The organism is Bradyrhizobium valentinum (genome assembly GCF_001440405.1).
Taxonomy (GTDB): domain Bacteria; phylum Pseudomonadota; class Alphaproteobacteria; order Rhizobiales; family Xanthobacteraceae; genus Bradyrhizobium; species Bradyrhizobium valentinum.
In genome coordinates this window covers 26082-39772 of record NZ_LLXX01000134.1, presented here as the reverse complement: position 1 = coordinate 39772, position 13691 = coordinate 26082, and the positions used below count along the sequence as shown (strand labels likewise).

Sequence of the window (13691 nt, the reverse complement as noted above, 5' to 3'; positions counted from 1 at the left end):
CGGCCGGCGAGCCGTAGAAGCTCGGCTCGCCCTCGACAAATCGGAAATCATACTGGTGCGTCCAGGTCATCGGCGTGCGCGGAAAGGACCGCGCCTGCTCGAACGGCACTGAGTGCGGAAAAGCGGCCTGCTGGTGCGACCAGGACGGACGGCGCTCGGCGAACACAGCCGTCGCCAGCGTCGTCACCTCGCCGGCTTGCGTCATCTCCACACTCCAGTGTTGGCTCGAGCGGTTGGCCTTGACCAGGCGCACGTCGAGATCGAAGGCGCCTTCCGCGATCGGTGCGCAGAAATTCACGGTCATCGACAGCGGATCGCCCGCCCGCTGCGGATGGTCGATCAGTGCGCGCAGGATGGTCGCAGCGGTGCAGCCGCCGAACGGGCCGACAAAGGCCCAGTAGTCGGGGCTGGTCTTGCCTTGCCAGCGGCTATCGCCAGCGGTGACCCGCGTGGCGTCGTCGAAAAGATGGGGGGCTTTGGTCAGCATTTATGTTCTTCGGTTATGAGGGGCGCGACGTCGTTGCCGCAAATGCCGTCATTGCGAGCGACGCGAAGCAATCCATCGCGCCGCAAGCGGAGAAATGGATTGCTTCGTCGCTTTGCTCCTCGCAATGACGGTGGATGCAGTATCGCGACTATTTTACCGAATTCAATGACGTCAGAGGTAATGGCTTCCGCATCCCGGCATTACCGCGTCGCCCCGCGCTGGGCGCTTGGCTCGATCACCGGCGCGGCCGCGCGCACCGGCACGTGCCAGATATCCTCGGCATACTCCCGGATGGTGCGGTCGGAGGAGAACCACGGCATCCGCGCGACGTTGAGGATCGAGGCGCGGGTCCAGGCCGGCACCACCCGCCAGCGCGCATCGATGCCGCGCTGCGCCTGATAATAGGAATCGAAATCGGCTGAGACCATGTAGTGGTCGAGATAGCGCAGCGCATGACCGATGGAGGCGAAGCGGGCCGGATCGTCGGGCGAGAGCGCGCCGCTCTCGATCGCGGTGATAGCCCGCGCCAGCCGCGGCGAGCGGTTGATCACGTCGGTTGCATCCAGCCCCTGCTTGCGCCGGACCATGACGTCGCCGGCCTCCATGCCGAAGATCGCGATGTTCTCCGCGCCGACATGGTCGCGGATCTCGATATTGGCGCCGTCGAGCGTGCCGATGGTCAGCGCGCCGTTGAGCGCCAGCTTCATGTTGCCGGTGCCGGAGGCTTCCATGCCGGCGGTCGAAATCTGCTCGGAGAGGTCGGCGGCCGGAATGATCACCTCGGCAAGGCTGACATTGTAATCGGCGAGGAACACGACCTTCAGCCTTCCTGCGACGTCGGGGTCGTTGTTGACGACTGCAGCGACGTCGTTGATCAGCTTGATGATCAGCTTGGCGTAGCGATAGCTCGCCGCCGCCTTGCCGGCGAAGATCTTCACGCGCGGCACCCAGTCGCGCTGCGGCTCGTCCTTGATCGCCTGATACAGTGCGACGGTCTCGACGATGTTGAGCAATTGCCGCTTGTACTCGTGGATGCGCTTGATCTGTATGTCGAACAGCGCCGACGGATCGACCTTGATGCCGAGCCGCTCGTTGATCAGCCGCGCCAGCGCCAACTTGTTCTGATGCTTGACGTCGCGAAAGCGCTGCTGGAATGCGTTGTCGCTGGCGCGTGCCTCGAGGCGCTCGAACAGCGAGAAGTCGTCGAGCACGGCCTCGCCGCAGGCCTCGCGCAGCAACTCCGTCAGTTTTGGGTTGGCCAGCATCAGCCAGCGGCGGAAGGTGATGCCGTTGGTCTTGTTGGTGATGCGGCCGGGGTAGAGATGGTTGAGATCGTGGAACACGGTCTCTTTCATCAGGTCGGAATGCATCGCCGAGACGCCGTTGATGCGGTGCGAGCCGACGAAGGCGAGCTGTCCCATCCGCACCCGCCGCCCGGACTTCTCGTCGATCAACGACACCGAGGCACGGTAGTCGATGTCGCCTGGGCAACGCTGATCCGCCAGTGCCAGATGCGCGGCATTGATGCGGTAGATGATTTCGAGATGCCGCGGCAACAGCCGCTCGAACAGTTCGACCGGCCAGGTCTCCAGCGCTTCCGGCAGCAGCGTGTGATTGGTGTAGGACAGCGTCGCCACCGTGATCTTCCACGCCTCGTCCCAGCGGAAATTGTGCAGGTCGACCAGGATGCGCATCAGCTCGGTGACGGCGAGGCTTGGATGGGTGTCGTTAAGTTGCACCGCGACCTTTGAGGGGAGGTTGCGCAACTGCCCGTCGGAAGCAAGATGGCGCTTGATCAGGTCCTGCAATGAGGCCGAGACGAAGAAATATTCCTGCCGCAGGCGGAGTTCCCGGCCGGCCGAGCTCTCGTCATTCGGATAGAGGAATTTGCAGATCGATTCCGCGCGCGCCTCCTCGGCGACGGCGCCGAGGTAGTCGCCGGTGTTGAAAACGTCGAGCCGCAGCGGATCGGGCGAGCGCGCCGACCACAGCCGCAGCGCGTTGACGTGCTGGCCGCGCCAGCCCACGATCGGCGTGTCGTAGGCGACGGCCTGAACGGTTTCCGCCGGCCGCCACGTCGCGCGGTCACGCCCGCGGTCATCGACATGGTCGACGTGGCCGCCGAAATGAACGTGATAGACCACCTCCGCCCGCAGGAATTCCCAGGGGTTGCCGAAGCCCAGCCATTCGTCGGGATATTCCTGCTGCCAGCCATGCGAAATGATCTGGCGGAACAGGCCGAAATCGTAGCGGATGCCGTAGCCGATGGCGGGAATGGCGAGTGTCGCCATGCTCTCCATGAAGCACGCCGCGAGCCGCCCGAGGCCGCCATTGCCGAGCGCCGCATCCGGTTCGCATTTGCGCAGGTCGTCAAGCCCGACGCCGAGATCGCCGAGCGCCGCCTCGAATACCGGCAAGAGGCCCATATTGTTCAGCGCGTCGGTGAACAGACGGCCGATCAGGAACTCGAGCGAGAGGTAATAGACCCGCTTGCTGCCGGCATCGTAGCTCTCTTTTTCGGCCGTCAGCCAGCGGTGCACGATGCGGTCGCGCAGCGCCAGCGCCGCCGCCTTGTACCAGTCGCGCCGGGTTGCCATAGCGGCGTCCTTGCCGATCGCAAGGCGGAGCTTGGCGAGGATCGCGCCCTTGATCTCCGCCAGCGCCAACTCGTCAATCGGCTGGCCCGGCGCCGGATAATTTACTGGGATTTGTTCCTGCAACACATCGATCCCTGCGGTTGAGACTCACAACGAAGATACGCGCCTTGGCCGGTAATCGAAACGCCGGAGTAGGTTGTGCACTGCGCTGCCATGAATTTATGCAAAGACCGGGCCGATTTCGCGGCACCGCGGCGGCCGCTTTTGGTGCTATAATTTTATACGAAAGCTGCGGGATCGCCGGAACCTGGCTGGTGGATGCCGGTTCGTGTGAAGGAGGCGTCCTCAAAAAAGGAGGCCTGTCATGAGATTGACGATCGAGATTGCCGCCGCGACACTGCTGGTCGTCTGCATTAGCGCGACCAGTGCAGCCTACGCCGCGGGCAAGGCCGGCAAGAGCGCCGATGGCCTGAGCTGCTCCTTCTCTACCGCGAAGGGCGCGTCGCCCGCCGCACGCTGTGCGGCGATGAAGCGGCAGTGCGGCGGAAAGTTCTACGCCAATTATTGCGGCGACAAGCTGTTGTCGGCGATGTGAGCCACGGTCGTCCCGGCCTTCGCCGGGACGACGTCTGAGCTGGCATGAGCGCAAAACATCATTTGAGATGCGTCCAGTAGAACGAATTAAGAACACCTTAGCAAGTATCTGATATATCATTGTGATTCGGTGCATCGCCGATACAACATTTATGGTCTATCCGAGCTTGCGAGGACTACATGTCCACCATCGCCTTCGATCAGTTCGCTCTCACCCGCATCGCCGATTTCGCGCGCTCGCTGTCGCGCCTGCATCAGGCCTCGCGCCGCCAGCTCGTCGACGACGACGCGATCGACCGCGAGTTCAACGCGGTCTGCATGTCGGTGTGGGGCTACACCACGGATGATTTCAGCGACGAACTGTTTTCGGTCGAGGACCACGCCTTTCTCGACGCGCTGGACGAAGCGCAGGCGCGAATCTTTGCCGCCGAGCAGGGTTATGACCTGGTCGACGATCAGGGCATGCTGACGGACTGGTGGGGCTATTGCTGGATGATCCTGGCCGAGAAGCGCGGCCTGCTGACACCGGAAAACCGCGCCGCGGCACGCGCGGCGATCGAGGAAAAATATCTGTCGGCGCCGAACGTGATCGGGGTCATCGTGGGGCGGTAGTGCTGGCGTCAGCTATGTGAATGCTGCGAGGCCGGGCCCACGCTACTTTGCATGGGGTTGTTTTCGCAATTTTGTGTTTGGGCCCTGCGGCGTACTGCGGGTGCCCTATCGCGCTTCCGCCCGCTTCGCCGCTTTCGGCGCGGCCGTCTTCGGTATCGAGGCGGTCGGCAGTTCGTCGTCGCGCCGTGCTTCGGGCAGCGGCGCGGTGCCGGCGACCATCTCGGCGCTGACTGGCGCGACCTTCATCTCGCCGAGCCGGGCGCGGACATCCGCCGTGAGGCCGGGATAGGAGGCGACGGGGGTGAATTCCGCCGTCTGGTCGGCCCCCAAGCGAACGCCGGTATAGGCCACCAGGCCGTCGGTGGTGGCGACGACGTCGCCGGAGCGCAGCGAGGTGTCGAGCGTGAGATCGACCGGCGCCAGTCCGGACGGGCTTCGGCCGTTGCAGGTGCAGTCGGCGCGCAGCGCCTTGCGATAGGCGTAGGCGTTTTCACTGTCGGCATAGCGCTCGCCATTGCTCGCGGCCGCGCTGTCGATGCTGCTGCCGTAAAACACCTTGGTGGCGCTCGCCGGGCAGAAGGCCTGGCAGGTCTGAACGGGCGAGGCGTTGCTGCGCATGGTCAGCGGAAAATATTTGCCGTCGCAGCTTCGCACGCAGAAGGCAGGTCCGGAGCCCGCGACACGCGGCGCCGGCGCAGGATGGGGCGGTTGATTTATGCCGAACGGATCGGCGAAGAAGTTCGCCTGCGCGGGGCCTTGCCGCGCCTGCTGTTTCTGGATGCCGCCGAACAGGAAATCGAACAGGCCCTCGGCGGAAACGCTGCCGGGCGTCAGCGCGAGCGCGCCCGCAAGGGTCGCTGCGGCCGCAAACATCGCGCGGCGCCGCACGCGCGAAAAAGCCAACTCTGTACGCAACGCCAACTCCACCCGACGCAACAAACGCGCTGAAGCGCGATGAGGCTTCAGTCGGGAGTAACCTTAATGGGGGATGGTAAATGAGCTTTTACTGGGAGCGAGAAGGCGGAAAAGAAATGGCACTCGCTCTCCGTTCAGGCCCGGGCATGACGGCGGTGTGTGCGGAGAGGGCGGGCCCTCACCCCTTCAAAAATTCGCCGGCCTTGTAGAGCGAACGAAACTCCAGCCCGGCCTCGGCAAAGGCTTCGGTCGCGCCTTCCTCGCGGTCGACCATGGTCAGCACCAGCACGATCTCGCCGCCAGCGTCGCGCACGGCTTCGACGGCTTTCAATGCCGAGCCGCCGGTCGTGGTGACGTCCTCGACGATCACGATGCGCTTGCCTTGCAGGGTTTCGCCCTTGGCGAGGCCCTCCACCGCGAGGCGGGCGCCATGCTCCTTCGGCTTCTTGCGCACGAAGAACGCGGCGATCGGGTGACCCTTGATCCAGGAGAGCTGCGCGATAGCGCCGGCCAGCGGCACTGCACCCATCTCCAGCCCGCCGACGTAATCGAGCCTGTCGTCCTTCAGCGCCTCATAGGTCAGTTCGGCCAGGAGCGCCGCCCCCTCGGGGTCGAGCATGGTCGGCTTGAGGTTGAAGTAGAAGTCGCTCTTGCGGCCCGAGGCCAGCGTGATCTCGCCGCGGCCGAACGAACGCTTGCGGATGATCTCGGCGAGGCGGGCGCGGGAGGCTGATTTCGACAAGGCGATTATCCCGGGGGTTTGAGGCGGGCCGCAATCTATCGGCGCTCGCGGGCACATTCCAGCGCCGATCCGGCGTCGTCAACAGGGCACGATGTCCCGCGTCGGCCCCGGACAATGCAGGGACGACATACTGAAAGACCGGTTGTAACGGCCTTTGGTTCCGCGCTACGGGAGGGTCAAAGCTTCGGCGAAATTCTTTTTGGGGGGAAACCGTAAATGACGATCGAGCTGCACACCTGGAACACCCCGAACGGCCGCAAGATCTCCGTCGCGCTGGAGGAAATGGGGCTGCCCTACAAGGTGATCCCGGTGAACATCACCAAGGGCGAGCAGATGGCGCCCGGCTTCCTCAAGCTCAGCCCGAACAACAAGATCCCCGCGATCGTCGATCCCGGCGGCCCCGGCGGCAAGCCGGTCAGCATCTTCGAATCCGGCGCGATCCTGCTTTATCTCGGCGAGAAGACCGGCAAGTTCCTCCCCAAGCCGCTTGCCGAGCGTATCCCGGTCTATGAATGGCTGATGTGGCAGATGGGCGGCTTCGGGCCGTTTCCGGGCCAGGTGCACCATTTCATCGCGCTGGAGAACGAAACCGACCGCGCCTATGGCCTGAAGCGCTTCATGGCCGAGACGCGCCGGCTCTATGGCGTGCTGGATCGGCGGCTGCAGGAGCGCGAATTTGTCGCCGACGCCCTGTCGGTCGCCGACTTCGCCATCCTCGGTTGGGCCTGGCGCCACCCGCGCCACAAGGTCGAGCTGAAGGATTTTCCGAACGTCGAGCGCTGGTACAACGCGCTGATGGCCCGCCCGGCGACGAAGCGCGGCATGGAAGCCAAGCTGGATTAGCTGGCCACACTTCCCCTCTCCCCTTGTGGGAGAGGGTGGATCGAATGAGCGAAGCTCATTCGAGACGGGTGAGGGGTTCTTTCCGCCGATGCAAACCCCTCATCCGGCGCGCTTCGCGCGCCACCTTCTCCCACAAGGGGAGAAGGAAGAAAGATCACGCCCGCTTCGCCTCGAACGCCATCTTCACCGCAAGCCCCGCCAGCACGGTGCCCATCAGCCAGCGCTGCACCAACAGCCAGTTCGGCCGCGTGCCGAGAAAGCGCGCGATCGATCCGGCGGCGAGCGCAATCATGGCGTTGACGCTGACGCTGATGACGATCTGGATCGCACCCAGCGCCAGTGACTGCGTCAGCACGCTGCCCACAGTGGGATCGATGAACTGCGGCAGCAGCGCCAGGTACAGCATCGCGATCTTCGGATTAAGCAGATTGGTCACGAATCCCATGGCGAACAATTTGCGCGGGCCATCGACCGCGAGCTTCTTCACCTGAAACGGCGAGCGCCCGTTGGGCTTCAGCGCCTGCCACGCCAGCCACAGCAGATAGGCGGCGCCCGCGAAGCGCAGCGCATCATAAGCGTAAGGCACGGCGAACAACAGCGCCGTGATGCCGAACGCCGCGCACAGCATGTAGAACACGAAGCCGAGGGCGACGCCGCCGAGCGACACGATGCCCGCTGCCGGCCCTTGCGTGATCGAGCGCGAGATCAGGTAGATCATATTCGGCCCCGGCGTCAGCACCATGCCGAGCGAGACCAGGGCGAAACCGAGCAAGGTGGGGAGGTGGGGCATGGAGGACTCGCGGAGGGGTGTGCACGTTTCTAACGTGCGGGGACCCGCGATGTCATTTCGTATATTGCTCCGAGGACATTTGCATGTGGCCGCATCGGCGGTGCGCTCCCTCGCCCCGCTCTTGCGGCGAGAGGGTTGGGGTGAGGGGCTCTCTCCGCAAGCTCTGCATGCGGTCAGTCCGGTACCCCTCACCCGGATCGCACCGGACGATGCTTCGCATCGCCGAGGCGATCCGACATCTCCCCGCAAGCGGGGAGAGGTTAAGGAGCGCCGCGTGAGGCAGCTCTCAATGCGCCTCGTCCCAATTATTCGCCGCCCGCGCGTCCACCTGCAGCGGCAGCGACAGCACCACCGCCGGGAATGGCGCGTCCTGCATCACGTGCTGCACCACCGGCAGCGTCGCCGCCACCTCATCGTCGGGCACCTCGAAGATCAGTTCGTCATGAACTTGTAGAAGCATCTGCGCCGAGAGCTTCTTTTCCGCCAGCGCATCTTCCATGCGGATCATGGCGCGGCGGATGATGTCGGCGGCGGTGCCTTGCAGGCGCGCGTTGATCGCGGCGCGTTCGTTGAAGGCGCGGACCGACGCGTTGGAGGCCTTGATGTCCGGGTAGTACATCTTCCGCCCGAACAGCGTCGTGACATAGCCGTTGGTGCGGCAGAAATCCCGCGTCTCGTCCATATAGGCGCGGATGCCCGGAAAGCGCTCGAAATATTTCTTTATATAGGCGGAGGCTTCTTCGCGGGCTATGCCGAGCTGGTTGGCGAGACCGAACGCCGAGATGCCGTAGATGATGCCGAAATTGATCGCTTTCGCGCGGCGGCGCACCTCGCCCGGCATATCCTTGATCGGCACGCCGAACATCTCAGACGCCGTCATGGCGTGAATGTCGAGCCCGTCGCGGAACGCCTGCTTCAGCACGGGGATGTCGGCGATCTCGGCCAGCAGCCGTAGTTCGATCTGCGAATAATCCGCCGACACCAGCTTGTGACCGGGCGTCGCAATGAAGGCACGGCGGATCTTGCGGCCGTCCTCGGTACGAACAGGAATGTTCTGCAGGTTCGGTTCGTTCGACGATAGCCGCCCCGTGGTGGTCGCGGCCAGCGCGTACGTCGTATGCACGCGGTGGGTCTGCGGATGGACGTAGGCCGGCAGCGCGTCGGTATAGGTCGACTTCAGTTTTGAGACCTGCCGCCATTCCAGGATCTTCTTTGGAAACTCATGGCCCTGCTCGGCGAGTTCGTCGAGTATCTGTGCCGAGGTCGACCACGCGCCGGTCTTGGTCCTGGTGCCGCCGGGTATTCCCATCTTGCCGAAGATGATGTCGCCGATCTGCTTGGGGCTGCCGACATTGATCGGCTCGCCCGCGATCTCCTGCAGCTCGGCCTCGACGCGCGCCGCGGTCTGGGCGAAATCGCCCGACAGCCGCGACAGCACCTGCCGATCGATCGAGATGCCGCGCCGTTCCATCCGCGCCAGCACATTGACCAGCGGCCGCTCAAGCGTCTCATAGACCGTCGTCATGTGCTCGGCGGTCAGGCGCGGCCTCAGCACGCGATGCAGCCGCAGGATCACGTCGGCGCTTTCGGCCGAATAGACGGCCGCCTTGTCGATCGCGACCTGGTCGAAGGTAAGCTTGTTTTTGCCGTTGCCGATTAGCTCGCTTTCGCTCGTGACGGCATGGCCAAACCAACGTTCGGCGAGCGACCCCAGCGCATGTGAATTGCGCCCGGCGTCGAGCGCATACGACATCAGTTGCGCATCGTCGATATTGCACAGGGTGATGCCGTGCTGCGCCAGCATCACGGCATTGAACTTGATGTCGAAGCCGATCTTGAGAATGCCTGGTGATTCCAACAGCGGCTGCAGCGCCGCCAGCGCCTCGGCGGCCGTGATCTGGTCCGGCGCGAGGCCAGCGTCGAACAGGCCTGCGCCGCCGCCGGATTGCTTGTGGGTGAGCGGCACATAGCAGGCGTCGTTTGGCGCCAGCGCCAGCGCAATGCCGCAGATGTCGGCCCGCATGGGATCGTCCGAGCTCGCCTTGACGTCGATCGCAAACGTGCCGGCGTCATAGGCCCGCGCAACCCAGGCATTGAGCTCGTCGAACTTACGGATGATCTGATACTTGCTGCGGTCGACCTGCAGCTTTCGCACAGCTTCCGCGCGGGCCGCCGCGAGCGAGATCGGCGTGCCCTTGGGACTCGCTGCCTTGTCCTGCTTGTCGCCGCCGGTCTTGCCCGGTGCAGCGCCGGCTTTGCCTGCGGGCGGGCTGTCGAACAGCGTCGCGCCTTCATAGCCTTCCGGCTTCTTGCCTGATGGAGGGACCGCGAAAACGCTGGCGCCGCTCTTGTTGCCTGCGTCCGGCTCGATATCGGCGGGATCGATCTGCGAATATTCGGCGACGCGGCGGGTCAGGGTGGAGAATTCCATCGCCTTGAGGAAGGCGATCAGCTTGCGTGCGTCGGGCTCGTGCACGACGAGGTCATCGAGCGGCACTTCGAGATCGACCTTGTCGTCGAGCAAAACGAGCTGCCGCGAGATCCGCGCCTTCTCGGCGTTCTCGATCAGTGCCTCGCGCCGTTTCGGCTGTTTGATCTCGCCGGCTCGGAACAGCAATTGTTCGAGGTCGCCATATTCGATGATCAGTTGCGCGGCGGTCTTGACGCCAATGCCCGGCACGCCCGGCACATTGTCGGTGGAGTCGCCGGCCAGCGCCTGCACCTCGACGACTTTCTCAGGCGGCACGCCGAATTTCTCGACCACCTCAGGGATGCCGATACGGCGATCCTTCATGGTGTCGTACATGGTGACGCAATCGGTCACGAGCTGCATGAGGTCCTTGTCCGAGGACACGATGGTCGCGGTGGCGCCGCGCTCGCAGGCGATACGGACATAGGTCGCGATCAGATCGTCGGCCTCGTATCCCACCTGTTCCAGGCAGGGCAGGTCAAACGCGCGTACCGCCTCGCGGATCAGTGCAAATTGCGGGATCAGATCGTCTGGCGCCGCTGTCCGGTGCGCCTTGTAATCGGGATAGAGCTTGTTGCGAAACGTGATCTCCGACTTGTCGAATACGACCGCCAGATGCGTCGGCCGGTTATCCTCGGGCATTTCGCGGAGCAGCTTCCACAGCATATTGCAGAAGCCGAGCACCGCATTGACCTGCAGCCCGTCGGATCTGCGGTTTAGAGGTGGCAGCGCGTGATAGGCGCGGAAAATGTAGCCGGAACCGTCGACCAGGAATACATGGTCGCCCTTGCCGGGCTGTTTGGCGGGCGCCTTGGCAGGGGTTTTGACGGGAGCGGATTTGGCGGCGGCTTTGGGGGCTGATTTCGGCATGGCCGAAATTTAGGGATTTTTGCGCGGATTGACAGCCTTCGGAGGTGGTAATTTGGGATTGTCGCACACCATTTATCGTCGTCCCGGCCAAGCGAAGCGCGAGCCGGGACCCATAGCCACAGACGGATGTTTTGCAAAAGGCGTCTGCCGCTCTGCCTTATCGATGGATCACGCGGTATGGGTCCCTGCGTTCGCAGGGACGACAACGATGCGGCAAACCCTACTCGGCCGGCTGCAACGCCGGACGAGCCTTTTTCGGTGCGATCCAGAAGGCCTCGGGGCGCTCGAACAGAAAGTCGGCGCGCAGCGCCATCGCCAGCCGCCAGATCAACACCGCGCCCGCGACGCCGGCAACGGTCACGATCAGCGAAATCGTTCCGATATCGGTAATCAGGCCGGTCTTCAGCAGCAACGTTCGGGTCACCGCCATCGGCAGGAAGAAGGCGAGATAGATGACGATGGAATGCTCGCCGCAATAGCGCAGGAAGTTGAGCCACTGCATGCGCGCCAGCAGCGTGCCCATGACGATGATGGCGCCGGCGCCGGCGAACCCGAGCACCAGTGAGATCAGCGGCCAATGGCTGAAGTCCGCGATCACGAGGCCGCCATTGACGAGCGCCCACAGCGCCAATCCAATGATCGCCAGCGCGGGCTTCTCCCGAGAGCGATCCGACAGCGCGAACACGTAGGAAGCAAACAGATAGCCGGAATAGAAATAGACGAAGCGCGCGCAGAATTCGTCGACCACCGTCCAGCCGGTCGCGATGTGCGCCATCTCCAGCGCCGCGGCCGTGAGCCAGATCGCGAGCGGAGGGACGCCGCGTGACAGTTTTATGACGACGAAGAATACCGGCAACAAATAAATGAACCACAGCGTGCCGAACGGCTCGATGAAGGATTCCAGATACAGGAAGCCGACGTGACGCCAGCCGCTTTCAGCGGCGAAGCCCGGCGCCTTGAAGCCGAACTGGATCGTCATCCACAGCACGTAGAAATAGGCGAAGTGCAGGGCTTTGCGGTCGAGATAGGTGCGCCAGTCGCGGTCGATCACGACGGCGAGAAACAGGCCTGAAATCAGGAAGAAATCCGGCATCCGGAACGGTTGGGCGAACATGACGAATGCATGCATGAAACCGGTGTCGCCGGCCGCCTTTTCCACGCCGAGCACCGAATGCATCATCACCACCATGACGATGCAGATGCCCTTGGCGTAGTCCACCCAGTCGATGCGGGTGGGACGTTGGGTGACGGCGGATGTCCCGTTTAAAGTCATCGGTGTCCCTTTTCGGCGCGACGTGGCCGCATCTTCGGCCCGATCCGTTGCTTTCTCCTTTATTCATACAAATGACATGCCGGCTTTCTGTGCTTTTTCCGGTTTCCCCTTTGTTGAAAAATGCTCTAAGACGCCTGCAAAATAGGGATTGGCGTTAACCATCAAATACGGATTGTTTTCATGCGAATCGCCATGATTGGCACGGGCTATGTGGGGCTGGTATCCGGCGCCTGCTTTGCCGATTTCGGCCACCAGGTCACCTGCGTGGACAAGGATGCCGGCAAGATCGAAGCCCTGCGCAGAGGCGAAATCCCGATCTTCGAGCCCGGGCTCGACGCGCTGGTGGCGTCCAACGTCAAGGCCAAGCGGCTGGATTTCACCACCGACCTGACTGCGCCGGTCGCGGAAGCCGACGCGGTGTTCATCGCGGTCGGCACGCCGTCGCGGCGCGGCGATGGTCATGCCGATCTCACTTACGTGTACAGCGCGGCGCGCGAGATCGCGGCTGTGCTGTCCGGCTTCACGGTGGTGGTGACAAAATCGACCGTGCCGGTCGGCACTGGAGATGAGGTCGAGCGGCTGATCCGCGAGGCTAATCCGTCGGCCGACGTGGTGGTCGCCTCCAATCCGGAGTTTCTGCGCGAGGGCGCCGCGATCCGCGACTTCAAATTCCCCGATCGTATCGTGGTCGGCACCTCGGACGAGCGCGGGCGCAAGGTGCTCGGCGACGTTTACCGGCCGCTTTCGCTCAACCAGGCGCCGCTGATGTTCACGGCGCGGCGCACCGCGGAGTTGATCAAATACGCGGCGAACGCGTTCCTCGCCACCAAGATCACCTTCATCAACGAGATGGCGGATCTCTCCGAAAAAGTTGGCGCCGACGTGCAGGAGGTCGCGCGCGGCATCGGTCTCGACAACCGCATCGGCTCGAAGTTCCTGCATGCCGGCCCGGGCTTCGGCGGCTCGTGCTTTCCAAAGGATACCCGTGCGCTGGTCAAGATCGCACAGGACCATGATGTGCAACTCCGCATCGTCGAGGCGGTGCTCGGCGTCAACGACATCAGGAAGCGGGCGATGGCGCGCAAGGTTTCCAATGCAGCCGGCGGCAGCCTGCGCGGCAAGACCGTGGCGGTGCTCGGCCTGACGTTCAAGCCGGATACCGACGACATGCGCGAGGCGCCGTCGATCCCGCTGATCACCGGGTTGCTCGACATGGGCGCAAAAGTGCGCGCACACGATCCGGTAGGCATGGAGCCGGCGAAGAAGGAACTGCCCGAGATCGAATATTGCGCCGACCCCTATGAATGCGCGCGCGGCGCCGATGCACTGGTGATCGTCACCGAGTGGGTCCAGTTCCGGGCGCTCGATCTGGCCCGCCTTAAGGACGAAATGGCGCAGCCGGTCGTGGTGGATTTGCGCAACATCTACCGTCGCGACGACATGGCCGCGCACGGCTTTATCTATGAGAGTGTGGGGCGCGCGCCTGAACCGCAGGTGT

At 63.6% G+C, this 13691-nt stretch carries 11 protein-coding genes; 4 read left to right on the top strand and 7 right to left on the bottom strand.

What is annotated here, in order from left to right:
• A partial coding sequence (locus CP49_RS43155; RefSeq protein WP_197423198.1) for an acyl-CoA thioesterase occupies positions 1 to 487 on the bottom strand: 487 nt, incomplete at its 3' end.
• Between the two features lie 200 nt (positions 488 to 687).
• Positions 688 to 3216, bottom strand: a complete 2529-nt coding sequence (locus CP49_RS23440) for a glycogen/starch/alpha-glucan phosphorylase (protein WP_420807636.1) — start codon at positions 3214 to 3216, stop codon at positions 688 to 690.
• A 232-nt stretch (positions 3217 to 3448) separates the two neighbouring features.
• Here CP49_RS23440 and CP49_RS23435 point away from each other — a divergent pair, with 232 nt between their 5' ends.
• Positions 3449 to 3679 (top strand): hypothetical protein, encoded by a 231-nt coding sequence (locus CP49_RS23435; protein ID WP_057852548.1) that lies wholly within the window; start codon positions 3449 to 3451, stop codon positions 3677 to 3679.
• Positions 3680 to 3858: 179 nt separating this feature from the next.
• A complete protein-coding gene (locus CP49_RS23430) occupies positions 3859 to 4290 on the top strand; it encodes a hypothetical protein (RefSeq protein WP_057852547.1) in 432 nt (143 codons plus the stop codon).
• A 105-nt stretch (positions 4291 to 4395) separates the two neighbouring features.
• Here CP49_RS23430 and CP49_RS23425 read toward each other — a convergent pair whose 3' ends face one another.
• Together CP49_RS23425 and pyrE are read right to left on the bottom strand one after the other, a co-directional pair.
• A complete protein-coding gene (locus CP49_RS23425) occupies positions 4396 to 5205 on the bottom strand; it encodes a DUF2865 domain-containing protein (RefSeq protein ID WP_420807635.1) in 810 nt (269 codons plus the stop codon).
• Between the two features lie 178 nt (positions 5206 to 5383).
• Complete coding sequence (gene pyrE, locus CP49_RS23420; RefSeq protein WP_057852546.1) at positions 5384 to 5947, bottom strand: orotate phosphoribosyltransferase; 564 nt, start codon at positions 5945 to 5947, stop codon at positions 5384 to 5386.
• Between the two features lie 216 nt (positions 5948 to 6163).
• Here pyrE and CP49_RS23415 point away from each other — a divergent pair, with 216 nt between their 5' ends.
• Positions 6164 to 6790: a glutathione S-transferase family protein gene (locus CP49_RS23415; RefSeq protein ID WP_057852545.1), complete on the top strand. Its 627-nt coding sequence runs from the start codon at positions 6164 to 6166 to the stop codon at positions 6788 to 6790.
• Between the two features lie 154 nt (positions 6791 to 6944).
• Here CP49_RS23415 and CP49_RS23410 read toward each other — a convergent pair whose 3' ends face one another.
• The 3 genes from CP49_RS23410 to CP49_RS23400 form a co-directional block, all read right to left on the bottom strand.
• Positions 6945 to 7580, bottom strand: a complete 636-nt coding sequence (locus CP49_RS23410) for a LysE family translocator (protein ID WP_057852544.1) — start codon at positions 7578 to 7580, stop codon at positions 6945 to 6947.
• A 286-nt stretch (positions 7581 to 7866) separates the two neighbouring features.
• A complete protein-coding gene (gene polA / locus CP49_RS23405; protein WP_057852543.1) occupies positions 7867 to 10920 on the bottom strand; it encodes a DNA polymerase I in 3054 nt (1017 codons plus the stop codon).
• A 220-nt stretch (positions 10921 to 11140) separates the two neighbouring features.
• Positions 11141 to 12193: an acyltransferase family protein gene (locus CP49_RS23400; protein ID WP_057852542.1), complete on the bottom strand. Its 1053-nt coding sequence runs from the start codon at positions 12191 to 12193 to the stop codon at positions 11141 to 11143.
• A gap of 180 nt (positions 12194 to 12373) precedes the next feature.
• On the opposite strand from CP49_RS23400, the gene CP49_RS23395 reads away from it, so the two are divergent.
• Positions 12374 to 13691 (top strand): UDP-glucose dehydrogenase family protein (locus tag CP49_RS23395; protein WP_057901407.1); only part of this gene is annotated, 1318 nt, incomplete at its 3' end.